23 protein-coding genes are annotated in these 25,559 nt (G+C 67.3%); 11 read left to right on the top strand and 12 right to left on the bottom strand.

Features of this window, described 5'->3' with window-relative positions; translation table 11 throughout:
* The first annotated feature begins 201 nt into the window (after positions 1–201).
* Entirely contained in the window at positions 202–804 is a 603-nt protein-coding gene (locus tag G7072_RS02405; protein ID WP_166084054.1) for a TetR/AcrR family transcriptional regulator, read from the top strand.
* 40 nt (positions 805–844) lie between these two features.
* Positions 845–3,205, top strand: coding sequence for an MMPL family transporter (locus tag G7072_RS02400; RefSeq protein WP_166084053.1), 2,361 nt, complete (start codon positions 845–847; stop codon positions 3,203–3,205).
* A gap of 566 nt (positions 3,206–3,771) precedes the next feature.
* Here G7072_RS02400 and G7072_RS02395 read toward each other — a convergent pair.
* From G7072_RS02395 to G7072_RS02385, 3 genes are all read right to left on the bottom strand, one after another.
* Positions 3,772–5,379, bottom strand: a complete 1,608-nt coding sequence (locus tag G7072_RS02395) for an MFS transporter (protein ID WP_240917111.1) — start codon at positions 5,377–5,379, stop codon at positions 3,772–3,774.
* Positions 5,380–5,382: 3 nt separating this feature from the next.
* Positions 5,383–5,997, bottom strand: a complete 615-nt coding sequence (locus G7072_RS02390; protein WP_240917110.1) for a TetR/AcrR family transcriptional regulator — start codon at positions 5,995–5,997, stop codon at positions 5,383–5,385.
* A gap of 217 nt (positions 5,998–6,214) precedes the next feature.
* Entirely contained in the window at positions 6,215–6,553 is a 339-nt protein-coding gene (locus G7072_RS02385) for a hypothetical protein (protein WP_166084051.1), read from the bottom strand.
* Between the two features lie 201 nt (positions 6,554–6,754).
* Here G7072_RS02385 and G7072_RS02380 point away from each other — a divergent pair, with 201 nt between their 5' ends.
* From G7072_RS02380 to G7072_RS02370, 3 genes are all read left to right on the top strand, one after another.
* Complete coding sequence (locus tag G7072_RS02380; protein WP_166084050.1) at positions 6,755–7,375, top strand: TetR/AcrR family transcriptional regulator; 621 nt, start codon at positions 6,755–6,757, stop codon at positions 7,373–7,375.
* A 10-nt stretch (positions 7,376–7,385) separates the two neighbouring features.
* Entirely contained in the window at positions 7,386–7,853 is a 468-nt protein-coding gene (locus G7072_RS02375) for a PaaI family thioesterase (protein ID WP_240917109.1), read from the top strand.
* Between the two features lie 294 nt (positions 7,854–8,147).
* Entirely contained in the window at positions 8,148–9,152 is a 1,005-nt protein-coding gene (locus G7072_RS02370; RefSeq protein WP_166084048.1) for an IS481 family transposase, read from the top strand.
* Positions 9,153–9,192: 40 nt separating this feature from the next.
* Here the strand turns inward: G7072_RS02370 and G7072_RS02365 are convergent, their stop codons facing one another.
* Positions 9,193–10,191, bottom strand: coding sequence for an IS481 family transposase (locus G7072_RS02365; RefSeq protein ID WP_166084047.1), 999 nt, complete (start codon positions 10,189–10,191; stop codon positions 9,193–9,195).
* A gap of 123 nt (positions 10,192–10,314) precedes the next feature.
* Positions 10,315–10,911, bottom strand: coding sequence for a TetR/AcrR family transcriptional regulator (locus tag G7072_RS02360; RefSeq protein WP_166084046.1), 597 nt, complete (start codon positions 10,909–10,911; stop codon positions 10,315–10,317).
* A 147-nt stretch (positions 10,912–11,058) separates the two neighbouring features.
* Here G7072_RS02360 and G7072_RS02355 point away from each other — a divergent pair, with 147 nt between their 5' ends.
* Positions 11,059–12,270, top strand: coding sequence for a cytochrome P450 (locus G7072_RS02355; protein WP_166084045.1), 1,212 nt, complete (start codon positions 11,059–11,061; stop codon positions 12,268–12,270).
* A gap of 48 nt (positions 12,271–12,318) precedes the next feature.
* Here the strand turns inward: G7072_RS02355 and G7072_RS02350 are convergent, their stop codons facing one another.
* Positions 12,319–12,927, bottom strand: coding sequence for a TetR family transcriptional regulator (locus G7072_RS02350; RefSeq protein WP_206063248.1), 609 nt, complete (start codon positions 12,925–12,927; stop codon positions 12,319–12,321).
* A 122-nt stretch (positions 12,928–13,049) separates the two neighbouring features.
* On the opposite strand from G7072_RS02350, the gene G7072_RS02345 reads away from it, so the two are divergent.
* The 3 genes from G7072_RS02345 (at position 13,050) to G7072_RS02335 (ending at position 15,674) form a co-directional block, all read left to right on the top strand.
* Positions 13,050–13,196, top strand: coding sequence for a hypothetical protein (locus G7072_RS02345; RefSeq protein WP_166084044.1), 147 nt, complete (start codon positions 13,050–13,052; stop codon positions 13,194–13,196).
* A gap of 56 nt (positions 13,197–13,252) precedes the next feature.
* Entirely contained in the window at positions 13,253–14,293 is a 1,041-nt protein-coding gene (locus G7072_RS02340) for a BtrH N-terminal domain-containing protein (protein ID WP_166089554.1), read from the top strand.
* A 154-nt stretch (positions 14,294–14,447) separates the two neighbouring features.
* Complete coding sequence (locus G7072_RS02335) at positions 14,448–15,674, top strand: cytochrome P450 (RefSeq protein ID WP_166084043.1); 1,227 nt, start codon at positions 14,448–14,450, stop codon at positions 15,672–15,674.
* Positions 15,675–15,918: 244 nt separating this feature from the next.
* Here G7072_RS02335 and G7072_RS02330 read toward each other — a convergent pair whose 3' ends face one another.
* Complete coding sequence (locus G7072_RS02330; protein ID WP_206063247.1) at positions 15,919–16,590, bottom strand: TetR/AcrR family transcriptional regulator; 672 nt, start codon at positions 16,588–16,590, stop codon at positions 15,919–15,921.
* A gap of 123 nt (positions 16,591–16,713) precedes the next feature.
* Here G7072_RS02330 and G7072_RS02325 point away from each other — a divergent pair, with 123 nt between their 5' ends.
* On the top strand, positions 16,714–17,847 hold the full coding sequence (locus tag G7072_RS02325) for an acyl-CoA dehydrogenase family protein (RefSeq protein ID WP_240917108.1): 1,134 nt from the start codon (positions 16,714–16,716) through the stop codon (positions 17,845–17,847).
* 416 nt (positions 17,848–18,263) lie between these two features.
* On the opposite strand, the gene G7072_RS02320 is transcribed toward G7072_RS02325, so the two are convergent.
* Genes G7072_RS02320 through G7072_RS02300 form a run of 5 tightly spaced genes read right to left on the bottom strand, consistent with a single transcriptional unit; the run spans position 18,264 to position 24,362 of the window.
* Entirely contained in the window at positions 18,264–19,829 is a 1,566-nt protein-coding gene (locus G7072_RS02320; RefSeq protein ID WP_166084042.1) for an aldehyde dehydrogenase family protein, read from the bottom strand.
* Position 19,830: 1 nt separating this feature from the next.
* On the bottom strand, positions 19,831–21,372 hold the full coding sequence (locus tag G7072_RS02315) for a GMC family oxidoreductase N-terminal domain-containing protein (protein WP_240917246.1): 1,542 nt from the start codon (positions 21,370–21,372) through the stop codon (positions 19,831–19,833).
* Between the two features lie 53 nt (positions 21,373–21,425).
* Positions 21,426–22,622, bottom strand: coding sequence for an FAD-dependent oxidoreductase (locus G7072_RS02310; protein ID WP_240917107.1), 1,197 nt, complete (start codon positions 22,620–22,622; stop codon positions 21,426–21,428).
* A 14-nt stretch (positions 22,623–22,636) separates the two neighbouring features.
* Entirely contained in the window at positions 22,637–24,025 is a 1,389-nt protein-coding gene (locus tag G7072_RS02305) for a cytochrome P450 (RefSeq protein WP_166084039.1), read from the bottom strand.
* Between the two features lie 16 nt (positions 24,026–24,041).
* Complete coding sequence (locus G7072_RS02300; protein ID WP_166084037.1) at positions 24,042–24,362, bottom strand: 2Fe-2S iron-sulfur cluster-binding protein; 321 nt, start codon at positions 24,360–24,362, stop codon at positions 24,042–24,044.
* A 158-nt stretch (positions 24,363–24,520) separates the two neighbouring features.
* Between G7072_RS02300 and G7072_RS02295 the strand changes: the two genes are divergently transcribed.
* The gene (locus tag G7072_RS02295) at positions 24,521–25,492 is read left to right on the top strand and encodes an AraC family transcriptional regulator (RefSeq protein WP_240917106.1); all 972 of its coding nucleotides are present in this window, start codon (positions 24,521–24,523) and stop codon (positions 25,490–25,492) included.
* Positions 25,493–25,559: the final 67 nt, after the last annotated feature.

Below are 25,559 nucleotides of genomic sequence, written 5' to 3'. Positions count from 1 at the left end.
TCAGCACCCATACGCACTCCCGTAGGTCGATGGCCACTCTTGGACGAGACCGGCGCCGATGGTGGAGCGCCAGTTCCATGTCGTCGTCACGCTACTGGCCTGCCCTTGGCCAGCTGCTGCTTTGAAGCAGGGGCAGTGCGAGGAGTCTGTCTGCTCACTGGGCATTGTTGCCCATTGGGCAGGGCTGGTCATACTGAGGGAATGGATCGTGGGTTGCGGGACTTGAAGCGCGAGGCGACGGGCCAAGCGCTGGCGCACGCGGCGTTCGAGCTGACCCGTGAGCGGGGGCTGTTCGGGTTTGTCACCGCGGACGTGGTGGAGCGGGCGGGGTACTCCCGACGCACTTTCGCCAACCACTTCTCCTGCAAGGAGGAGGCAGTCGCCTCGGTCGCGTTCGGTGGCGTCGACGACGCCAGCGCGATCCTGGCTGGCCTCCCCGCAGACCTGCCCCTGCTCGATGCCCTGTTGGCCGTGATGAGGGATCAGCTCACCGCGGACACGTTGATCAGGATGCGGGAGCTGATGGCGATGGCGCGGCAGTACCCGACCCTGGAGCCGTACGTCCTGGGCGTTCAGCAACGCATGCGCCACACCGCGCAGGAACTTTTGGGCTCGGTAGCCGGGGACCGGTACCCCGCCGTCTACGTACCGCTGCTGTTCGGCGCCGTGTACGGCGCCGTGATGGCTGCCCTGGAAGGAACTCTCGACGTGCACCTGGACGGCGAGAGCGACGCCACCCCCGCTTCGATGGACTACGCCGCGTTCCTCGACATCACCTTCGACTACCTGCGCCACGGCCTCTAGGCACCGCCGCGCCTCCCGCCCCCAAAGGAGCACTAGATCCATGTCCACCTTCTTGTACCGGCTCGGACAGACCGCGTTCGGCAGGCCGTGGCTGTTCATTGCGGGCTGGGTCGCGGTCCTCGCCGCGGTCGTCGGTGCCGTGGCCATCAACGGCGTGAGCGTCAGTTCCGAGATGAAGATCGAGGGCACCCAGGCCCAGACGGTGCTTGACCGCGTGGCCGACGAGCTCCCTGAGGCCTCGGGGGGTCAGGCCAGTGTGGTCTTCACCGCGCCGGACGGCGGGCGGCTCGACACACCGGAGCGACTTGCGGTGATCAGCCGCACCGTCAGCGACGTCTATGAGCTCGAGAAGGTCGTCAACCCGCTCGACGCCGCGCTGGGTGGCGCTGAGGAGGGGCCAGCGGGCTCTCCGCGAGAGGATGCACCGGTCGAACCCCAAGCGGGGTCGGACCAGCAACAGGCGCCCCCGTACCAGCCGCTCGTGGTGGATGGGGCCCCGGTGCCCGGCGTGCTGGTGTCCTCGGACGGACAGGTCGCGCTGTTCCAGTTCCAGTTCACGGTCGCCTCGACCTCGTTGACCGATGACGACGTCACCTCAGTGGTCGAGGTGGTGGAGCGCGCCGAGCAGGGAACGGGGATCACCGTTCTCCCGAGCGACTCGCTCAAGGCCCTCGAGGTCCCCGTCGGTATCGGCGAGGTGATCGGTCTCGCCGTCGCTGCCCTCGTGCTGGTGCTCACCCTGGGCTCGGTCATCGCGGCCGGGCTGCCCCTGGTCACGGCGCTGGTCGGCGTCGGAATCGGCGTGGGTGGCGCGTACGCGCTCTCCACGGTCATCGAGATGAACTCCGCCACCCCCGTCCTGGGACTCATGGTCGGCCTCGCCGTCGGCATCGATTACGCGCTGTTCGTCGTCAACCGGCAGCGACGGCTGATCCTCGACCGGGGACTCACCGCACGAGAGGCAGCCGGCAGAGCGGTCGGCACTGCGGGCAGCGCCGTGTTCTTCGCCGGCCTCACCGTCCTCATCGCGCTGACCGCGCTGACTGTCATCGGCATCGCGTCGTTGTCGACGATGGCCCTGGTCGCAGCGTCCACGGTGGCCCTCGCTGTGCTCATCGCCCTCAGCCTGCTTCCCGCGCTGCTAGGACTGGTCGGGGAGCGCATCTGCTCCGACAAGGCCCGATCCCGGCGCCGCGCCAAGGAGGACGCGGAGTCGCACGGCGTCGCTGACCACTGGGTGAGGAGTGTGATCAGGTTCAGGTGGCCCGTCATCGCCGGCGTGGTCGCGATCCTGGGCGTGATGGCGCTCCCCGCAGCCAGCATGAACCTTGGCATCCCCTCCGGCGCGACCGCGAACCAGGACACCGCCGCCCGGCAAAGCTACGAGGCCGTCTCCCAAGGCTTCGGTGAGGGATTCAATGGCCCCCTGCTGGTCACCGCCGAGCCCACCGGCACCGCAGGCCGCGTCACTCCCGACCTGACCGCGAAACTGATCACTGGGTTCCAGGACCGAGACGACATCGTGCTGGCCGCCCCCGTCGGCGTCAACGAGGCCGGTGACCTCGCCGTCTTCAGCATCATCCCCACCTCAGGCCCCAGCGACGAGGCCACCAGCGACCTCGTGAAGTCGCTGCGCGGGCCCGACAACGCGATCGCCGAGGCCAACCAGGTGCAGCTGGGCGTGACCGGGTTCACCGCCATCGGAATCGACATGTCCGACAAGATCGCCAGCGTCCTTCCGCTCTACCTCGGCATCATCATCGTGCTGTCCGTCCTGATTCTGATGGTCGTCTTCCGCTCGGTGGTCGTGCCGATCAAGGCCACAGCCGGCTTCCTGCTCAGCATCCTGGCCACTTTCGGCGCCACCACCGCCGTCTTTCAATGGGGCTGGGTCAGCGAACTCTTCGGCTTCGACACCGGTGGTCCGCTCATGAGCTTCATGCCGATCATCGTGACCGGCATCCTCTACGGGCTCGCCATGGACTACGAGGTCTTCCTGGTCTCCTCGATGCGCGAGGCACACATCCACGGCCAGGCAGCGCGACCAAGCGTCATCCATGGCTTCGACCAAGCCAGCCGCGTCGTCGTCGCAGCCGCCGTCATCATGGTCGCGGTGTTCTCCGGCTTCATCTTCAGCCACGACATCATGATCAAGCAGGTCGGCTTCGCACTCGCCGCCGGTATCCTGATCGACGCATTCATCGTCCGGTTGACCCTCGTCCCGGCGCTCATGGCTGTCTTCGACGACAGAGCCTGGTGGCTGCCTCGATGGCTTGACCGCCTGCTGCCCGACCTCGACATCGAGGGCGACAAGCTGCTCACCATGCTCAACCAAGAGACCGAGGCCACCGGTCGTCGAGCTCCGGAATTGACGCCACCAGGGCCTAATGGCCGGGCATGATGTGGTGCTGCACGCCAGACCCCCCACGGTCTGACGGCCGACCGAAAGCGATCCAGCATGAACCTCGGAGGCTCGGTCACCGAAGATCCCGACGGTACTCTGCCCAGCGCTCCCGCATCCGCTCCGTCTCGCTCGCAGGAACGCGATGAACGTTGACTGATCGGCCGATCGGCGGTCACCACTGTCCTCAGCACCGAACTCGACCGGGTGATCTCCATCGCGGGCTCCCACTGCTTGACAACCAGGATCCAGGCGGCACGATCACGTCGCAACACGGGAGACTGTTCTTAGTCACTTCTTCCGCATTGGCGTCGGCGTTCGCAGGGTTCCGGTTTCCCGTGAGGCGATGTCGGTCGCGGTGCGATGGCACCAGCGGTATGGCTGTCCTACCGTGACGTAAAGGGCTGCTCGCTGCTGCGTGGCGTGGACGCCGATCACGTCACCGTTCGCGATGAGTCATACGGCTCACGCCGGAGTTCATCTCCGCGGCCCGGCCACGCCGCCACTGTCCCGGTGCCCGCCAACCTCTGCGGCTGACGACCGGGCCACGGAGTGAGTGGGCTGCCTCAGCCGACGTGGACGCCCTCGGGACCGTCGGTGGCTAGCTCCTGGTGCTTCACGTCGAGGAAGATCCAGATCACCGCGGATGCCGCGAGCATCAGAATCGAGCCGACTAGGAAAGCCTGGGTCGAGCCCTCGGTGAAGATCTGCTGCTCGACGATGGCCTGCATCCGCTGCATGACCTCCGCCGACGGGGCCTCGCCGCCCGCAGCGGCGCTGGCCTGGGCCAGCTCGGCGCCCCGGTCGGTGAACGTCTGTGTCGCGACGGTGGCGAGCACTGCGAGGCCGAGCGCGCCGCCGACCTGCTGCATCGTGTTGAGCACCCCGGACCCGACGCCGGACTCCTCCGAGCGGAGGTGGTGGACCGCCGTCAGGGTGACCGGCACGAACGTCAGGCCCATGCCGATCGCCATCAAGACCGTGTACGGCAGGATGTTGGCGAGATACGTCCCCGTCACGTCGCTGACCGGGAACTCGGTGTCGAACGGGATCCGGGAGAAGCCGAATAGGGCGCCCGCTGCGAGCAGCGTGCCGACTCCCGAGATGTAGCGGGGGGCGATCCGGTTCACCAGGTTGGAGGCCAGACCTGCCCCGAACACGATGCCCACCGTGAACGGCAGGAACGCTACACCGGTCTTGAGCGGGCTGTATCCCATGACGTTCTGCAGGTACTGGCTCAGGAAGTAGAACATCGCGAACATCGCCGCGGGCGCGAGGAACATCGCTACGAAGCTGGCCGCCCGGGTTCGGTTGGTGAAGATCCGGAACGGGAGCAGCGGGTGCTCCACTCGGCTCTCGACCAGCCCGAAGACGGCAAGTAGCAAGCTGCCCACGATCAGGCTGGCGATGGTGAGCGCGTCGCTCCACCCCTCAGTGCCGGCTCGCGACAGGCCGTAGACGATGCCGACCAGCGCCAGGGTGCCGAAGACGGCGCCGGGCAAATCGAGCTCGCCCGGGTGGGACTCAGACTCGTTGAGGAAGCGCGGCGCCAGAGCGGCGGCACCAAGGCCGATCGGCACGTTGATCAAGAAGGTGAGGCGCCAGCCGTCAACGACCATGCCGAAGAACTCCGGCGATGTACCGGTCAGCCAGCCACCGAGGATCAAACCGACGGCCGCACCCGCGCCGGACATCGCCGCATAAACCGCGAAGGCCCGGTTGCGGGCTGGGCCTGCGGGGAACGTGGTGGTGATCAGCGCTAGGGCGGCCGGGGAGGCCAGTGCAGCACCGAGGCCCTGCAGTCCGCGGGCACCGAGCAGCAACGGCTCGTTGGTCGCGAGCCCACCGAGCAGGGAAGCGACCGCGAAGATGCCGAGGCCGGCCATGAACACCTTGCGGCGGCCGTAGAGGTCACCAAGCCGGCCGCCAAGCAGCAGCAGGCTGCCGAACGCCAGAGCGTAGCCGGTGACGATCCACGCCAAGTTAGCGTTGCTGATCTCCAGGTCGACCTGGATGAAGGGCAGCGCGATGTTCGCGATGGTGGCGTCGAGCACAACCATCAGTTGGGCAATCGAGATGAGGACCAGAGCCCAGCCCAGGTGGAGCTCGCGCTGTGGGGCGGCCATGCGGGCCGCGTCGGCGGGTGGGGTGGTGACGCGGTCGATTTCAGTCACGAGCTATTCCTTGTCTTCGCGAGGTGCCTGGGCCTGCGGGCGGCAGGCCGGGATGATGATCTGGTCGATCAGGGCGGTGATCAGGTCGGGGGTGGCGTGCTCGCCCATCAGGAAGATTCGATGCAGGACCATCCCGGTCAGCGCCGGCGTCACTAGGTCGATGTCCAGGTCGGCGCGGATCTCGCCGCGGGCCTGTGCTCGCTCGTAGACGAGCCGACCGATGGCCACCTTGGGGCCGATGAAGTCTCGCCGAAATCGCTCGGCGAACTCGTCGTCGAGGTTGAGCGCGGTGATGATGCTGGCCAGCATCCCGAGCGGTTTCGCGTCGGTGAGGCCGCCAGCCCCGCAGCTCATCGCGATGAGGTCCTGACGGAAGCTGCCGGTATCGGGCGAGGCGGCCGGACCCTTGTGGAGCATGACGGCCTCGATCACCAGAGCGGCCTTCGAATGCCACCGGCGGTAGAGGGTGGCCTTAGAGGCCCTCGCGCGACACGCGACGGCGTCCATGGTGAGGCGGTCGTAGCCGACGTCGGCTAGCACGTCGAGCGTCGCGACCAGGATCTCCTGCTCGCGCTCACCTTCGATGCGGGGCCGGAGGGCCGCCTCCTGTGGTGTCACGTGTGGTGCTCCTGATGCTCGATCGAAACGGAACGGTTTCGTTTCAATCAAAACTGTAGGCAGGCCGGGGAAATTCCTCCGAAGGAGAGGCTGCCGATAGGCAAAACATCGAGGTCCGCGCCTGAGAGACACCCCGGCGGGTCGCCGGGCACCCGAGACCTGGCTGCGGCACCCCCAGACAGTCGAGGCATCACGGCTATCCGGCATAGCCTCTCGATCAGAGCCCGCCCTGGTGCCTCCAGGTCCACGACCGGCCCGGTCGAGCCGCCCTGTCGCTGGCGCGCGCCGGATCGCCCTCGCGGAGGTACTTCTCGAGATCGCTGAACCCATGGGCGAAGTCCCGGCGCAACCTGCGTTCTGCCAGGAAGCGGAGTCGTGGCGGAGGATGCTCGCGGACCCAGTCCGTATACAGGAACTGTCCCAGGTACCAGCATCCACCAGTCGCGATGAGGCCAGCGATGAGCGTCCACCCCACGACGGCCAGCACCTCCCAGAGCGCGCTCCCGAGCTGTTGCCATGCCGGCACGTTCGGACCCGGGTAGCTCACGTCGCTCACCTCCAACCCCTGCGGCCGAACCGGGCAGCACCATCACCCCGACGCATCGGTCGCCACCCACGCTACGCCGAACTAGATAGGAGGGAAAGGGTAGTGTTGGGGCCTCTCTCTCGCTGTACCACCAGCTGCCCGTGACCGCACATCGCAAGGCGTCTGCAGCGCCGTGCAACATACATTCGTGCATGCATGTAAGTTGTGACCGTGCACATTCAAGCGAGGCGGCAGGAGGAGCGCTCCGCTGCCACCCGCCGCCTGCTGCTGGAGGCCACCGTCGCGTGCCTGGTCGAGGTGGGCTACATCGGGACCACGAGTGCGGCCGTGGCCGAGAAGGCCGGGCTCTCGCGAGGCGCACAGCTGCACCACTTCGGGACGCGGGACCAATTGGTGGTCGCGGCAGTCGAGCATCTGGCGCACAAGCGCCTGACGCTGGTACACGAGGCATTGGCCGCGCTGTCGTCGGCCACGACCGGAGGAGAGAGGCGGACACCACATCCGCTCGAGCTGCAGGAGGCTGCGCTCGGGCTGCTGGCGGACGCGCTGTCGGGTCCGCTGTACGCCGCCACCCTGGAGCTGTGGGTGGCGGCGCGTTCACACCCCGACCTGCGCGCCCAGTTGATCCCAGCCGAGGAGCGGGTCAACGACGAGCTTGCGCAGATCTGCCGCCGCTACGTCACCGACGACCCGGTCTCGATCCGGCTCACCCTCGACCTACTCCTCGGCAGGGGTGTCAGCGGCCTGCTCGCCCCCCACCCAGTCCATCGCCAAGAACAGGTCCTCGCCGCCTGGGCCCAACTCTTGAGAGGCCGTGCACCCCATGACTGACCTGCCTTCCGTGCTCGCCACCTGGGTGGACAAGTTTCGCCCACACCCGGACGGAGTCGACCTCCCGCCCCACCACGAGCAGTGCCTTGGCTGCGGGCCCGACAACCCGCACGGCCATCACCTCCAGGTTCGCCGCGACGGAGACGGCGTCGTGGCCGATCACACCTTCGACAACCGGCACGTCGGCGCTCCCGGCATCGCGCACGGCGGCGCAGTCGCCACCGTTATCGACGACCTCTACGGCTTCCTGCTCTACCTCGTCGGCACACCCGCGGTCACACGCCAGCTGACGGTCGACTACCGAGCACCGGTACTGATTGGCGTCCCCTACCGGATGGAGGCACACGTGAGCAGCTACGAGGGGCGCAAGCTGTTCCTCACCGCCAGCCTGACCGATCCCGAGGGGTCCCTGGTGGGGACGTCGAAGGCGGTGTTCGTCACGGTCGGCGTCGAGCACTTCTCCCGAGGTACTCAGTAGCCGTCATCGGACGAGAGAGAACAAGGCGACACACATCTGCCCGACGGGAAAGACCTGCCGGCTTCCGGCGCCAGACCTCCAGGAACACTTCCGCATTGCCGTGCCGCTCTGGCTCCATGACGACCTAGACCCAGGTACGAGCTGTCACCCACCACGACACGTGTGCCCGCTGCGTTCCGTTCGAGAGCTAGGTGTAGTTCCCCGGCAGGTTGTGAACAGCGTGGCGTGAGCGGATAGACGAAGACCTCCGGTACGGAGGGGGTTACCACACCAACCCTCGCCCGGAGGTCTTCGTTGACTCACGCTAACGCCCCGCTGACCCCACTTGGTCGCCGACGTCTGGCCGAATTGATCGTGGTGCAGCACTGGCCGGTGCGCCGTGCGGCTGAGCGGTTCCAGTGCTCACCGGCCACGGCCTCGAAGTGGGCGGCTCGGTATCGCGCTGGTCTGCCGATGACCGACCTGCCGTCGCGGCCGCACACGACGCCGACCAGGACACCCACGCGGCTCGAGCGGCGCATCGTGAAGCTGCGGTACTGCCGCCGATGGGGCCCGCACCGGATCAGCTACCACCTCGGCGTCCCACGCTCGACCGTCGGACGAGTGCTGCAGCGTTATCGGATGCCGTTGCTGGCCCACCTCGACCAGGCCACCGGACTCCCGGTCCGCAGGCCCCGCCCTCTGCGTTACGAGGTCGCCCGTCCCGGCGAGCTGGTCCACGTCGACATCAAGAAGCTCGGCCGCATCCCCGACGGCGGAGGCTGGCGCGTTCACGGTCGCGGCTCGGCCCAGGACCGTCGCGCCGGAGCTGCCCGCGACGCAGCAGCCCGTCGTGGCGCGACACCCTCACGCGGCTACGTCTACCTCCACCACGCCGTCGACGACCACAGCCGCCTGGCCTACTCCGAGCAGCACACCGACGAGCGCAAGGAGACCGCCGCCGGGTTCTGGCTGCGGGCCAACGCCTTCTTCGCCGCGGCCGGCATCACGGTCACCGCAGTGATGACCGACAACGGCGCCTGCTACCGCTCCAACGCCTTCAACGCAGCGCTCGGCGAGACCATCAAGCACCGCCGGACCCGGCCCTATCGACCACAGACCAACGGCAAGGTCGAACGCTTCAACCGGACCCTGAACAGCGAGTGGGCCTACGCCCAGGCCTACTCCTCAGACGAAGCTCGCGCAGCCACCTACGCCGACAACTGGCTCCACTCCTACAATCACCACCGACCCCACACCGGCATCGGCGGCCAAGTCCCCGCAGCCCGCGTTCACAACCTCACGGGGAACTACAGCTAGGGATTAACGATTCAGACTGGCCCTGTCAGCCCTTCGCTGACTAGGTGTGATGTCCATCCAGGTTGGTCAACCGGGTGATGGGCGGGAGGCCGCCGAGCGCTGAGTGGGGCCGGTGGTGGTTGTAGGAGTGGAGCCATCCTGGCAGGGCGGCCCGTCGGGTGTCCTCGGAGGTGTAGAGCTTCTTGTAGGCCCAGCCGTCAGCCAAGGTCCGGTGGAGTCTCTCGATCTTCCCGTTGGTCTGGGGTCGTCGGGGGCGTGTCCGCTTGTGCTCGATGCCGAGGTCGGCGCAGCTGTCGCGCCATAGGTGCGAGATGTAGGCCGACCCGTTGTCGGAGAGCACACGTTCGACGGTCACGCCGCGTTCGGCGAACCACGCCACTGCGCGGTAGAGGACTGCGGTCGCGGTAACCGCCTTCTCGTCGTCGTGGATCTCGGCGTAGGCCACGCGGGAGTAGTCGTCGATGACGGTGTGCACGAAGCAGTTCCCGAGCCTTGGTTGGTGGCGCTTGCTGCGCTGGCCGGTCCTGTCGCGGGTGGTCTGTCGGTTGGCCCAGCCCTGTTCGATGCCCACGAACCGCCAGCCGCCTCCGTCGGGGATGTTGCCGAACTTGGTGACATCGACGTGGATCAGCTCGCCGGGCTGGGCCCGTTCGTAGCGGCGGGCCGGTTCGCCGGTGACCCGGTCGATATGGGAGAGCCGGTTGAGCCGGCATCGGCGAAGCACGGCGTGGACGGTCGAAGCAGGCATCCCGAGCCGGCCGCCGATCTGGACCGGCCCGAGCCGCTGCTTCCACCGCAGGTGCACGATCTTGCGCACCAGAGGCTGGGGCGTCTTGGCGTGCTGGGTCTGCCGGGCTGAGGAGCGGTCGTTCATACCGACCGGCCCCTCCGTTCGGTAGCGCTGCGCCCATCGGTCCGCGGTCCGCCAGGAGACGTTGAAGAACTTCGCCGCCCGCGAGGTCGGCCAACCGTCGTCGACGATCAGCCGCGCGAGCCGCAGTCGGTGGCGCGGGGTCAGTGCAGCGTTAGCGTGGGACACGAAGGCCTCCTGGGTGTGAAGCGGTTCCTAGACAGCTCCACTCCACATCGGGAGGCCTTCACCCATTTACGACATCAGATCGTGTCGTCGCACCTGCTCGACCAACCTGCCTGGACATCACAACTAGGCGCGCGCCTGGATGCCGTAGAGCAAGAGATCGCAGATCGCCTCTGAAGCGCGTCCCGCATGACTGCCGGCGTCCCGGGACGGATCTTCGACCATGAGGCTGAGGCCTGCCACGGTGACTGCACCGAAGATGCTGAGGGCAACGTTCGGCGGGTCCTTGACCTGACGTAGCGATCCGTCAGCCACACCGTCGTGGAGAAGCTGCTCGATGGGCTGGTGAAAGGCGCTTCTCAGCGCTAGGGCGAGCTCGGGCAGCCTGGTGGCTCGGCCCAGGTCGCCGACGAGGGCTCTGCACACGGCCGGTTGCTCAAGCATCACCGTGAGTTGGGCCAACACCGCCGCCCGGAGTCGCTGCTCGGCGGTGCCGGGCGCGGCGACTGCGGCCCCGACCTCTCCAGCGATCAGTTCAAGAACGTCCCCGAGGAGGAACGCCAGAATCTCCTCTTTGCCAGTGAAGTAGTAGTAAAGGGTCGCCTTGGGGATCCCAGCCGCATCGGCGATCTCATCGATCTTGGCGTCGGCCAGACCGCGGTCGGCGATCAGATCCGCCGCGCCATAGAGCTTGCTGGCCAGCTTGGCCGGGACCTGACGCATTGATCCGCCTCCTTCCCAAATCCCAGGGCACTACCACTGTCCCAGGGCGGGGAGCACCCCGGCGTTCTCCGCTTCACCCCTGGCGCCTGACCTCATCCTATGTTGTACTCGTAGTACAAACTCTCTGTCGGCCATGGGGAAGGCATCATGACGGACAACACTGCGACTTACAGTCCTGTGACCTATAGCCCGTTCGACCCTCAGGTCGTCACAGACCCCTACCCGATCTATCGGGAGCTGCGCGAGCACGCGCCGGTTTACTGGTCGAAGGCGGCCGGGTGCTGGGTGCTCAGCAGGTACGACGATGTCAGCGCTGCGCTGATCGACCCCGACACCTATTCCTCGGCCTCGGGCGTCTTCCCCACACCCCCGGGTGTGGACATGACCCAGCTGTTCCTGCCGATGATGATCATGACTGATCCGCCGCGCCACACCCAGCTTCGTCACCTGGTCAGCAGAGCCTTCACGGCACGCCGGATCGCTGCTCTGGAGGACACAATCGGCGGTCTCATCGAGGAGCTGTTGGACCAGACTCCAGGGTCGGGCACGCCATGGGACTTCGTCGACAACTTCGCCGGCCCCTTGCCTGCCATCGTGATCGCCGATCTGCTCGGCGTTCCTCGCGCAGATCGCCCGCAGTTCCGCAGCTGGTCCACAACTCTGATCCAGTCCAATCCCGTTCGGGGGGAGTTCGGCGAGGGCCTGGAGGCCGCGGCTGCCCTCTACGACTACTTCACTGGCTTTCTCGAGGAGCGTCGCGTCCGCCCCCAGCCGGACCTGATGTCTGCTCTGGTCCACGCCGAGGTGGAGGGTCAGCGACTCAGCGACGACGAACTGCTCGGCTTCTGCCTTCTCCTCCTCGTCGCCGGACATGAAACGACCACAAACCTGCTCTCCAACAGTGCCGTGGTCCTCGCGGACCACCCCGGCGCGAGAGAGCGCCTCGCCAACAACGGCGAGCTCATCCCCGCGGCGGTGGAGGAGTTGCTTCGATTCGACTCACCCGTCCAGGGGCTCTCGCGCACTCTGACCCGCAACGAGACTCTCCATGACGTCCACATGGGTGCCGGCGACACGGTTCTCCTGCTGTTCGGTTCAGCCAACCGTGACGATCTCGCGTTCCCGGGCGCGGACCAGTTCGACATCGACCGCAAGCCCGAGCGCCAGGTCGCCTTCGGCCGTGGCATCCATTTCTGCCTCGGCGCTGCGCTTGCGCGCATGGAGGCCCGACTCGCGCTCGCCGCACTCCTGGCTCGGCATCCCCACTGGGACGTGGACCACGACTCGGCGACGCGACTGAGGTCCGGTCCCATCCGCGGGTTCACCTCGCTGCCACTGATCACGTCACCTGGCCGGTGACGTCAACGGGGCACCTTGGTGCCCCGTCTCAGCCCCGGCGGCGCGAACTCAGGCCTCCACCCCGCGCGGTTCGATGAAGCGCAACGCGAGGCTCGCCAGACGCGCGGCGGTCTGGTCGGGTGACTCCTGAGCAGGCATCACGATGTGACTGACCGTGAGGCGTACCAGGGCATCGACGGCGGCCTCGACGTCCCCGTCCGGGAACTGCGGGAAATGTAGGGAGAACCACGCGACGAGGGTCTCGGAGGCTGCCCGGAAGATCGGGGCGGCATCCGTGGTGAGCAAGGGCAGCAAGTCCTGATCGACACCCCGGGTCGAGGTCAGGATCGCCCTCAGGAGGGGGCTGGCCTCGGCCTGCTCCAGGGCGTAGCGCACGGCCTCGGTGACCGCGCCCTGAGCGTCGTCGTGGTGATGACGGAGCACCTCGGCGATGCCGGAGAGGAAGGCATCTGTCTCGCGGAGGACCAACGCCTCTCCCAGCCCGTGCTTGTCTCCGAACTCCGCGTACAGCGTGGGCCGCGAGACCCCGGTGAGCTCCGCGACCTCGTTCACTCGCACCTGAGCCCACCCTCGTTCAACGGTCAGCGATTGAGCGACCTGCAGGGCGCGTTCGCGCACCTGATGGCGGAACTGCGCGCGCAGGGATGGCGTGGACACGCGCACACCTTACATATTGGCGATTCTGTCTGAACGCTGACAGCCGCGCACTACATCTATATCGGCCGATCATCTCTAATCGGCCGTTTACATAGTTGCTAGTTCTGTCACCGTATGGTCAGATGACCGCTCACTGTCAATCAGGCGAGGTCCATGACCACTTCTGCAGAAGCACGAACGTCGATGACATCGCTCACAAGGGCGAGATCGACTTCGTGCACGAGGTGGCCTACGAAGCGAAGCTCGCCAAGCTCCAGGAGCTGATGTGACAAGTCCCGGCATCTCCGACGAGCCCGCTCGGGTAGTGCTCGACTACCCCCACCGGATGGCGGGTCACTGCGGCTCGGGAGCCCTGCGAGACCTTCTGGAGTGGGCAGGACTCGGCTGGAGTGAGCCTCCCAGCGAGGGTCTGGTGTTCGGACTGGGTGGCGGTCTCGGCTTCACCTATCTCAGGCTGGCCGATCTCAGTCCACCGATCTACCTGGTCGGCCGCAGCAGCGAGCTCGAGCTCGACCTGCTCACCCGGCTGGGCGCCGAGGTCGACCTGCGCGACACGGATGACCCGGTGCTCGGCTGGGAATGGGTCCGGCAAGAGCTCCAGCAAGGCCGACCCGTCATGGTTTGGGCCGACATCGGCGAACTCCCCTACCTCAACGTACGACTCCGCATGAGCCGCCACGACATCGTAGTAATCGGCTACGACGACGACGCCGAGGTGGCCCACGTCGTCGACAACGACCGCACCGAGGTCCAGGAGGTCCCTTACGCTGCGCTGGCGCGAGCCCGGTCGTCACGGGCATTCCCGGTCCCGACCCGGCACACCACCTACTTCGTCCGCTGGCCACGAACCCTGCCTGAATTGCACAGCGCCGCAGCCTCAGCCCTCAGGTCATCCGTCCAGCAGCTGCAGGGCGGCGATGCCTCGATCATCCCCGGCGCAGCTGTACTGCCAGCCGGCGCGGTCACCGCAGCCGGGCTCACCGGGGTGAGCGTGTTCGCGGAGGACGTCGAGCGGTGGCCCGACCTCCTGCCCGAGGCCGAACTCGACGTCGCACTCCGTTCGCTCACCGCCTTCGTCGAGAAGGCCGGTACCGGCGGCGGCCTGTTCCGACGGCTGCAGTCCCAGTTCTGCTTCGACGTGGCGCGTCACACCGACGTCGCCGAACTGACGCACGCCGGCACCGCAGTCTTGCGGAGCGCCGATGGGTGGTCCGCGCTGGCTGCAGCCGGCCGCAGCCAAGGCACCACCATCGACCGCTGGAGATCTGTGGCCGAGGTAGCCGCAACCCTTCCCGCCCAGGAGGAGTCCGCTGTGTCCACCATGGAAGTCGCTGCGGCGGCTCTCGAACTCCAGGGGAAGCCATGAACGATGAGACCAGCGCCCAGGTGGTCCGGCGCGAGGGACGCAGTCTCCACTGCTCCGCAGCACTGGTCGACGCAGCCGATCGACTCACGGTCCGCCCCGATGCACTCTTCATCGTGGTGGACATGGATCAGTCCCACCGGGTGGGCGTGCTCCGATGAGCCGGTCCCTCGGCGTCACCGAGCCCGAGTCGCTGCTGGTCGAGATTCTCCTCGGAGACCACGGCACCGCTGGCCCGTACGATGCCTACCGCCGACTGAGGGAGAGCGCACCGGTCTTGCGCAGCAGGTCGGGAGTCCTGGTGCTCAGCCGATATGCCGACTGCGACGCCGCCTTGCGGGACCGTTGCCTCGGCAAGGTCGACGAGTCGCTGGGGTTTCGACTGACCGACGTTCCCGAGGAACTTTCCCGCAGCGCCATGAAGCGGTTCCGACGCACCATGCTGTTTCGTAACCCGCCCGACCATGCTCGGCTGCGGCGGCTGGTCACCGACGTGTTCACCCACCGCCACGTCGAGGGGCTGCGTGACTCCGTCATCCGGTGGACCGACACCCTCCTCGATGCCGCCTCCTCACAAGGTGAGATCGATGCCATCGCCTCGCTGGCGCTGCCGCTCCCCGTCCACGTCATCAGCGACCTCGTGGGGGTGCCCGTGGCGGACCGGGAACAGGCAGCCCCCCTGGTACGGGCTCTGGTGGCGCCCCTCGAACCAACCGCGGACGCCGAGGCCGTGCGGCGCGCAGCTGACGCCGAGAACCAGCTGGCCGAGTACTTCAGCCATCTGCTCGCATCCAAGCGCAGCGACCCTCAGGACGACCTGCTCAGCCGGATCTCTCAAGCCCAGGGTGACGACACGCTCGACGACGAGGAAGCCGTCGGCACCGCCATCCTGCTCTTCGCCGCCGGGTTCGAGACGACAAGCAACCTCATCGGCAACGGGCTGACGGCGCTGTTGACCCATCCCGCTCAGCTTCATCGGCTACGCACCGACCCTGACCTCGCCCCCAATGCCGTCGAGGAGCTGCTGCGCTACGACACCCCGGTGCAGACCGACGGCCGTACAGCCCTGGCCCCGACCAGCATCGCTGGGGTTGACATTGCCGAAGGCGAGATCGTCCTGACGCTCCTGGGGGCGGCCAATCGCGACCCTGCCCGCTTCGCGGACCCAGAGACGCTGGACGTGACCCGGCCCTCCCCCTCCCCCCTGTCATTCGGCGCCGGCATTCACTTCTGCCTGGGTGCGGCCCTCGCACGGGCCGAGGGCGTCGAGGTCTTCCCCCGGCTGCTGACCCGGTTCCCACGCATCGAGCTTGCCGGCCAGCCGCAGTGGCGGTCAGGACTCACCTTTCGAGGGCTCACCTCGCTGCCAGTTCGCCTGCGATGACGCCGAAACCCGGAACGAGTCATAGGGCACCGGTTCCACCAACCCCCCGTCAACTGGAGGGGCTCGGTCGTGACCTGGCTCGGAGCGCCCCGTGGGCTCGTTGAGTCCGAACACCATCTGCTACCGGCTCCGACAAGGCGAGGAAGCTCTTGGGCGGCGCAGTAACGAGTGCCAGCGCGGAGGTCGCCGTCGCCCTTCGCCGTGTCGAGGTGTGTCACAGTCGACGACGCTCCACGACACCGAGTCATGGGACGGTGAGCAGGCTTTCGTCGTCGATCGCCAGCCCCACGTTTTGGGCAACGTCACGCAGAACCAACCAGACTTGGTGGGCGACCCGGGTCACGACCTCAGGTTGGGACTCGTCGTGGTGGTCAAGCCACCAGATGATGCCGGCGTCGACCATGCCCATCAGGCCCGCCATGACGCCATCAGGGAGGTCGACCTCCACGTCGGGGGTGCGCAGATAGGCCGATGCGGCGGCTACGACCTCCCCCAGGAATCGCGTGCGCCCCAACCGGGCTCGATGGGTTGCCTTGGTCTGCTGACGGGCCGCCATGAAGCGGTAGAGGTTCGGGTGCTCCTCAGCCCAACCTACGGCGGCCGCGATCACACCCTCGATAATCACCGGCGCGGTCCCGCTCCGCCGCATCGCGGGACGCACTGCCTCGATGAGCTGGGTGGCGGCGAATCGCAGCACCTCGCCCTCGAGGTCGTCTTTGCTGTCGAAGTGCCGGTAGACGTGGGGTCGCGCAACGCCGGCCCGCTCAGCGATCTGAGCCGTGCCAACCCCTGCGCCGTACTCCTCGATCGCGGCAGCCGCAGCGACAACGATCTGCTCGCGTCGTGGCGCTCGGTGAGACTCGTGCGCGGTCGACCGGCGGACGACTGCCGTGTCCACCCACTTCGCGAGATCCACGGCGGGCAATCTAGCTCATGGGTCTGGCGCCGGTCCACGTTGCACCCGTACGCTTGGTACAGCTTGTACCCGGAGCACGACCAGCCCTATGGAGGATTTATGCCTGGCCGCCGTTCGCCCTGGATGAACCAGGACCTCGACGACTTCCGCGATCTCGCCCGCACCTTCTGCGAGAAGGAGATCAAGCCCAACATCGAGCGTTTCATCGAGAACAAGCGAGTCGACCGCGAGCTCTGGACCCGCGCCGGCGAGGTGGGTCTGCTCTGCGCCTCGATCCCCGAGGAGTACGGCGGAGGTGGCGGCGACTTCTTCCATGAGGCGGTTCTCATCGAAGAGCAGGCCCGAGTCGGCGACGGCAGCTGGGGCGCCTCGCTGCACAGCGGCATCGTGGCCCACTACTTGTTGCACTACGGCACCGAGGAGCAGAAGCAGGAGTGGCTCCCCAAGATGGCGTCCGGAGAGGCCGTCACCGCCATTGCGATGACCGAGCCCGGAACCGGATCGGACCTGCAGGGCATCAAGACCAAGGCGATCCGAGAAGGTGACGACTACGTCATCAACGGCGCGAAGACCTTCATCACCAACGGCTACCACGCCGACATGGTGCTGGTGGCCTGCAAGACCAACCCCGAGGAAGCCGCGGCCGGCGTCTCGCTCATCCTGGTCCCGACCAGCTCAGAGGGCTTCCGGCGTGGCCGGGTCCTGGACAAGATCGGCCTCAAGGGGCAGGACACCTGCGAACTCTTCTTCGACGACGTGCGCGTCCCTGCCGGCAACCTGCTCGGCACCGAAGAAGGTCAAGGCTTCATCCAGCTGATGATGCAACTCCCTCAGGAGCGACTCATCGTCGCTATCAGCTGTGCCGCGTCGATGGACCTGATGCTTGACATCACCCACGAGTACACGCTGTCTCGTGAGGCGTTCGGCAAGCCGATCTTCGGATTCCAGAACACCAAGTTCAAGCTTGCCGAGGTCGCCACCGAGGCCCGCGTGACCCGCGCCTTCGTCGACGAGTGCATCGAACTCCACGTCAAGGGTGAGCTCGACATCCCGACCGCCGCGATGGCGAAGTACTGGTCGTCGGAACGCGCCCAGCAGGTCGCCGACACCTGTCTGCAGCTCCACGGCGGCTACGGATACATGGAGGAATATCCCATCGCGCGAGCTTGGACCGACCTACGGATCAGTCAGATCTACGCCGGCACCACTGAGATCATGAAGGAGATCATCGCGCGGTCACTGCCGAAGCCGAGTTGATCTGGCAGCGCTCGCGAGGAGCAGCGGTACGTGGCTGAGAGAATCGCGACGCGGGCAGGACCACTGCCCGCCACTCGTGCATCAAGGAGGTGGGGACGTTGAGAACGGGCGGGTGCCCACAGACCGCCCGTTCCGGCTCACGGGTGCAGTAGCCAAAGTGCGCAGAGAAGGCTCCGCCGCCCGCCCCGAGACCGGCGGCAGAGACGGCCCACTCGCTGGCCCCTGCCGTCGTCACCGACTCACTGGAGAGGTGGTGACGACCAGATGTGTGCTCACCGCCGACCCGGCCGTCACGTGGCAGCCAGCGATGTCCATGAACCGCGGCAGTTCCCCGGGTCAAAGCAATGTGGGAACGCACACGTGCCCGAGAGATCCCAGTCGGCTACGTGCGCTTGCCACCACGAGCCCTCGAGTGATCAGTCTGCGCGTCCGCGGATCGTCTCGAGCGGCCTTCGCGGGAGCTTCGGCAGCTGGGAGGCGCGCCCGTGCAGAGCGAGGAGGATGGTGGCCAATGTCGAGTCCTGGGCCGGGGTGCGGTCGAAGGTGGTGAGGTTCAGCGGCGCTCTGAACCGGGTCCGGGTGACGGCCTTTGCGTAGGCGAACTCCCGCAGCCCCTCGGGCCCATGGATCCGCCCGAAGCCCGAGTCACCCACCCCGCCGAAGGGAAGCGACGGGACCCCCGCGAACGAGATCACCGAGTTGATCGAGGTCATTCCGGTGCGCAGCCGGCGCGCGAGATCGTCACCGCGCTTGGCGGTGTAGATCGCCGACCCCAGGCCGTACTTGCCGCCGTTGGTCAGCTCGACTGCCTCGTCCATGTCGCGCACCTTGCGGACGGTCACCGTCGGCCCGAACGTCTCCTCCGCAACCGCCTCACTGTCCTCGGGCACGTCGACGAGCACGGTCGGCTGCACGAACCGGTCCCCCACCGCTTCGGCGCCGCCCACGACTGCCCGTCCGCCGTGCGCGAGCGCGTCGGCAACATGACGGCGTACGACGTCGAGCTGGCCGGGCATGGTCATCGGGCCGATCTTCGCGTCGACGTCGGTGCCGGCGTGCACGGCGCGTGCGCGCTCGGCGAGCAGTTCGACGAACCGGTCGTGGACCTGCTCGTGGACGTAGACCCGCTCGACACCGGCGCACGTCTGGCCGGCGTTGCTGAACGCCCCCCACGCGGCCGCGTCTGCCGCGGCCTCGAGGTCGGCGTCCTCGTCGACGAGAAGCGCGTCCTTGCCGCCGGCTTCGATGACAACCGGGGTCAGTGTCTCGGCGCAGGCGGCCATCACCCGTTTGCCGGTGGCGGTCGAGCCGGTGAAGGCGATCTTGTCCACGCCGGCCCGGCACAGCGCCGCACCGGTCTCGCCGTAACCGGTCACGACCTGCAGCAGTGCGTGATCGGGCACGACCTCGCGCAAGCTGTCGGCGAGCCAGGTGCCGACACCGGGCGTCAGCTCGCTCGGCTTGTAGACGACGGTGTTCCCGGCGGCCAGGGCGTAGGCGATCGAGCCAATCGGCGTGAAGACCGGATAGTTCCAGGGGCCGATGACACCGACGACGCCCATCGGGAGGTACTCCACTGATGCGGCCTGGTTGGCCAGTAGCAGGCCTGACGAAACTCGCCGGCGGCCGAGCACCTTCTCGGCGTGTGAGCCGGCCCAGGCGAGGTGGTCGATCGCCAGGGCGCACTCGAGCTGGGCGTCGCCGTGCGGCTTGCCGGTCTCCTGGTGGACGAGCTCGCACAGCTGCGCGAGCCGGCGGGTGATGACGCCGCGCCACTGGGTCAGCACCTGCTTGCGGCCGTCGAAGCCGAGCCCGGCCCACCAGTCCGCAGAGGCACGCGCCCGGGCGACGGCCGCCCGCACGTCGGCCTCACCGTGGACGGGGTGGACACCCACGACGTCACCGGTCGCGGGGTTGACCGACTCGAGCGTGGCCCGCCCCGATGCGCTGTCCTTGGGCGTGGTGGAGGTGGTCGTCGTCATGTCAGGCCTTTCCGCGCAGAAGGTCGGCGGCACGCTCGCCGATCATGATCGTGGGTGCGTTGGTGTTGCCGCGGGTCACCATCGGCATCACGCTGGCGTCCGCGACCCGAAGGCCCTCGACGCCGCGGACCCGCAACTGCGGATCGACCACCGCGCGCTCGTCGCCACCCATCGCGCAGGTGCCGACGGGGTGGTAGAGCGTCTGGGTGTAAGCGCGGATGTGATCGACGATCTGCGCATCGGTCGGGTCCTCGCCCCAGGCCTCCATCGTCGGCAACCCCGGCCCGGCGACGTGCCCGGCAAGCGGACCCGTCGAGGCCGTCTCGAGCATCCGGCGCACGCCGGCGGTCATCGCGTCGAGGTCAGCCGGGTCGTCGTAGTAGCCGGGATCGATTTCGGGGTGCCAGCGCGGGTCGGTGGAGCGCAGCCGCAGCGTTCCGCGGCTGGCCACCGATACGAGGGTCGGCGCGACGGTCACCTTCCGTGCGGTGGCCTCGTGCAAACCGTTGTCCCAGAAGCCAGTCGGAGCCACGTGCACCTGCAGGTCGGGCGCCGGGAGGTCGTCCCGGCTGCGCCAAAAGCCGCCGCCCTCGGCGACGTTCGAGACCAACGGGCCTGTGCCGGTCGCCTTGGCCCGGGCGAACTGCACCAGGTTGTTGTGATCCATCAGGTCGGTCGTCCCGCGGGTGCGGAACACCAGCGGCACGGCCGGGTGGTCGTGGAGGTTCTGCCCGACGCCCGGCAGGTCGACGACCACCTCGACGCCCACCTCGCGCAGGTGCGCACCGGGCCCGATGCCGGAGAGCATCAGCAGCTGCGGAGAGTTGATCGCGCCTCCCGCGAGCACCACCTCCCCGTCGACGTACGCCGTGCGGGTCCCGCGCCCGTGCTGGTAGGCGACGCCCACGGCCCGGCCGCCCTCGACGACGACCCGCTCGACGAGCGCGCCGGTCCGGACCGTGAGGTTCGGTCGCCCGTCCGCCGGCTCGAGGTAGGCCTTCGCGGTCGACCAGCGCCGCCCCTTGCGGCAGGTCACCTGGTACAGCCCGGCACCCTCCTGCTCGGCGCCGTTGAAGTCGTCGGTCGGCTTGAACCCGGCGGTCACGGCCGACTCGACCCAGGCGGTCGTGAGCGGATGGGTGTAGCGACGGTCCTCGACGTGCAGCGGCCCGTCCTGGCCGTGAAACGGCCCGCCTAACCGGGTATTGCCCTCGGACCGGACGAACGCAGGCAACACGTCCTCGAACCCCCACCCCGTGGCACCGTAGGCGTCGCGCCAGGTGTCGTAGTCCGCACGGTTGCCGCGGATGTAGATCATCGCGTTCATCGACGAACAGCCGCCGAGCCCCTTCATCCGCGGCCAGTAGGCGCGGCGGCTCTGCAGCTGCTTCTGCTCGGCTGTCTGGTAGTTCCAGTCCCACCGGGTCTTGAAGAGGTTGGCGAATGCCGCGGGGATGCTCACCTCGTCGGCGTCGGCGGGGCCTCCGGCCTCGAGCAGCAGGACCGAGACCGACGGGTCCTCAGTCAATCGGGCCGCGACCACCGCGCCGGCACTGCCAGCCCCGACCACCACGTGGGTGAAGACTTCTCGGTCCGTCACGACGTCCCCCTTGACTCGACCGCCTGCTCGAGCGCACCGGGGTCGACCCGGTCTCCCTGCGCGAGCATGCGCTTGCTGGTCACGAAATCCCGTGGGCGGTTGACGCAATCAGCGGCTAGCAACTCACCGCCGCGCAGGTAGTAGCAGGTGAAGTCGCGGTCACGGGTCGGGTCGCCGTTCAAGACGATGTCGTCGTAGCCGGTGTTGAGTCCCGCGATCTTGAGCTTGAGGTCGTACTGATCGGACCAGAACCACGGGAGTGCCGCGATCTCCTTGTCCTTGCCACAGATGGTTGCCGCCGCCACCTTGGCCTGCTCCACCGCACTTGGAACCGACTCCAGACGGATCCGGCGGCCGTAGCGGGGCATGTCCTGCGAGGTGCAGTCCCCTGCCGCCACGATGGTGGGATCGCTGGTGCGGGCGTGGGCGTCGATCAGGATTCCGTCGTCCACGACCAGGCCGGCTTTCTCGGCCAGCTCGGTGGTCGGCTCGATCCCGATCCCGACGATCACGAGGTCGGCCACGACGGAATCCCCACTGGCGAGCACGACCTCCCGCACACGGCTGTCGCCGACCAGGGCCTCGACCAAGGCGTTCGTCCTCACGTCGACACCCTCACTTTGGTGAACCCGCGTGAAGAACGCCGAAACCTCCGGAGCGGTGACCCGCTCGAGGACTCGGTCTGCGGCCTCGAGGACCGTGACGTGGAGGCCCAACGCGCGCAGCGACGCCGCGGTCTCCAGACCGATGTACCCACCCCCGACGATGACGGCGTTCCGCCCCGGTATCGCGTCCTCGCGAATCCCCTCAACGTCTGATGACCGACGCAGGTAGTGCACGCCGTCGAGATCGGCGCCCTTCGCGGCGAGACGTCGGGGGCGCGCTCCTGTGCACAGAGCAAGAGCGTCGTACGCCAACCGCTCACCGGTGCCGAGCACGAGTTCGCCCGCCGACCTGTCGATCTCCTCCACGGTGGCGGCCACGCGCTTGATGTCCTGCTTGAGGTAGAAGTCCTCCGAGCGGATGGCCAACTCCGTCAGGCCGAGCTTGCCGGCGAGGTACGCCTTGGACAACGGAGGTCGCTGGTACGGGAGCACCGGTTCGTCGCCGACGAGCAGGATCTCGCCTGACCAGCCTCCCTGGCGAAGGCTGGTGACCAGCTGCGCGCCGGCGTGGCTGGCCCCGACGACCACCGCCCGCCCTGAGCTCATTCGGCGCGCTTGGGGGTGAGCTCGACCATCAGCTTGCTGATGCCGCGGACGAAGTTGGACTGCACGTATTCCGGCTCTCCGACGACGTCGATCCGTTCGAAACGCGGGAGCAGCTCTTCCCAGAGGATCCGCAGCTGCAGCTCGGCCAATCGGTTGCCCATGCACCGGTGCACGCCGAACCCGAAAGCGATGTGGTTGCGGGCGTTGCGGCGGTCGATGATCAACTCGTCCGGTCGCTCGAACACGGTCTCGTCACGGTTGCCGGAGGCGTACCACATGACTACCTTGTCACCCTTGCGGATGAACTGGCCGTTCAGCACTGTGTCGGTCTTCGCGACCCGCCGCATGTAGGCGAGCGGCGTCTGCCAGCGGATGATCTCCGAGACCATCGTTGGGATCAGCTCGGGGTTGGCCTTGAGCTTCTCGAACTGGTCGGGGAACTGGTTCAGCGCGAGAACGCCCCCACTCATCGAGTTGCGTGTGGTGTCGTTGCCCCCGACGATGAGCAGGATCAGGTTGCCTGCGAACTCCATGGGACGCTTGATCAGGTCCTTGGTGCTCTCGTCGCTTTGCAGCATCGTGATCAGGTCGAACCCGGGCTCTTCGCCGGCGGCGAGCCGGGCGGCCTTGTCGTGCCACAGCGCACTGAGGCCCCGCGCCATGCCCACCATGCCGCGGAACAGCTCGTCGTTGTCGGATGGCCCGCCGTTGGCTTGCTCCATCGAGGTCGCCAGGTCCGACCACTCGACGAGCTTGTGGCGCTCTTCGAAGGGGAAGTCGAGCAGCGTGGCCAGCATGCGCGCGGTCAGCTCGATCGACACCGTGCTCACCCAGTCGAAAGGTTCGTTGACCGGCAGGCTGTCGAGGACGTCCCTGACGCGCTCGCGGATGAGCCCCTCCATCTCGCGGAGGTTCTTCGGAGCGACGACACCTTGAACGGCGCGCCTCCGGACGTCGTGCTTGGGCGGGTCCATGGCGATGAACATCGCGATGTCCATGAATCGCGGCGGTTCCCCGATGATGATGAATGGTTCTGCCGAGAAGACCTCGTGGTTCTTGTCCACCGCGATGATGTCGGCGTGCCGCGTCACCGACCAGAACGGCCCGAAGGGACTGTTGGGCTGGTAATGCACCGGGGCTTCGTTGCGCAGCCGCTCGAAGTAGGAGGCCCAGCGCCCCTGCCGGTAGAGGAAGGGGTTGCTGAGGTCGATATCAGCCAGCGCGACGTCCTCGACGGGCGGGATCGGGCGTTCGACGAACATCTTCTTCCCGTTCGTGCCGGTGAGCCACCGTCGACCCTTGTCGTACAGGTGCGCGCCCTGGACCTGTCGATCCAGCGGGATGGCCGCCTCGACCTTCGTCTTCACTGTTTCGGGGATCTTCATCTCGTCGAACCTCCTGCTACCACTGGGACTCGGGCAATTGCACGGTCAAGCCGTCCCACGACTGGGAGACCTTGACTTGGCACGACAGTCGGGAGGTCGGCTGTCGGTCGGGGTTCATCGACAGCATCTCTTCCTCCTCAGGGCCGGACGTGCCGACCTTGTCGGCCCAGGAGGGATCGACGACGACGTGGCAGGTGCCGCAGGCGGCCTCTCCCCCGCAGTCAGCATCGATGCCTGGAATGGCGTTGTTCGTCGCCACCTGCATCAGCGAGCTGCCCTCCTCGAGAGGTGCCTCGTGCTGTTCCCCGTCGTATGACATGAAGGTGACCACTGCCATCTGCAACTCTCCTTATCGCCGCAATTGACGTCTCCCCTGATGGTGGTCGTCGACCACCCTTAGGGCCATGTCGTACCGTGTCAGGATGTTGTGAATTCGGATCACGCTTGGGGGTTGCTGTGTGGACTGAGGAGCCAGGTGTCCCGTCGCTGGCCTTCGTGCAGCTGCTGAGCAGTCCGGCGATCGACGAGGACGCCGTGGAGCGTTTCCGCGTCATCATGGCGCGCGAGGGAACCGGTGAGCTGGCTCTCATCCAGACCCAGGACGAGGCGCCGCTGCGGTGGTTCCGCGAGGTCTATCCCGACCTCGACACCGAGCAGGCCACCCGGCTCGGGATCGCTTGCGCAGAACAGGCCCAGCTCACGTCATTCGGACCGTTGAGCGTCCCGTTGGTCAGCGCGTGCACCGTCGCCGAGGTCGTGCAGCTGCTCACCTATCTGCCCTTGATCACCAAAGCGGTCACCACGGAGTTCCATCCACAGAAGGACGACCTGACGATCCGGTTGTCGGGGAACGCAGGAGACGCCGATCTCGACTGTCTGGTCGTCACCTACTGCGGACTGGCGCTCATGCGGTTGATCGACCTGCTGGTCGGCGAGGCGTCGGAGGCGACCATGCACAGCCGCTGGCCTGAGCCGAGCTTGCTACCCCGAGAGGCCAAGGGCGCGTCCCGGCTCGTCTTCGACGCCCCGTTGTCCTACCTGCACATGCCTGCGACGACGCTTGCCGCCGCCTGCCGCTTCCCCGACCCGATCACCTACGGACTTGCCGTCACCCAGCTCCAGGAGGCGCTCGCACGCCGAGCCGGCACGCCGGAGTTCACCCGCAAGGTGCAGGCCCTGTTGGACGAAGGGTGCGGGGCCAGGACGATCCAGTCGGTCGCGGACGAGTTCTCGATGTCCGCGAGCACCCTGAAGCGCCGCCTCGCCGCTGAGGGGACCAGTTTCCGCGAGCTGCTCCAGGAGTCACTGCTCGGCCGCGCCTCGATGCGGCTCCTCGACCCCGCCAGGTCAGTCAGCGAGGTCGCCACCGAGCTCGGCTACAGCGATCTCACGAACTTCTCGCACGCCTTCAAGAGATGGACCGGCAGCTCACCGAGTCACTTCCGACGGGTGCACCAGCAGCCGTGAGCACACGGGTTCATGCGGGTTCATGCGGCGCCGACAGGACCTAGTTGTACCGAGTCGCGGGAGATCG

Source organism: Nocardioides sp. HDW12B (genome assembly GCF_011299595.1).
Lineage (GTDB): Bacteria > Actinomycetota > Actinomycetes > Propionibacteriales > Nocardioidaceae > Marmoricola_A.
This window is presented reverse-complemented; position numbering and strand designations above follow the sequence as displayed.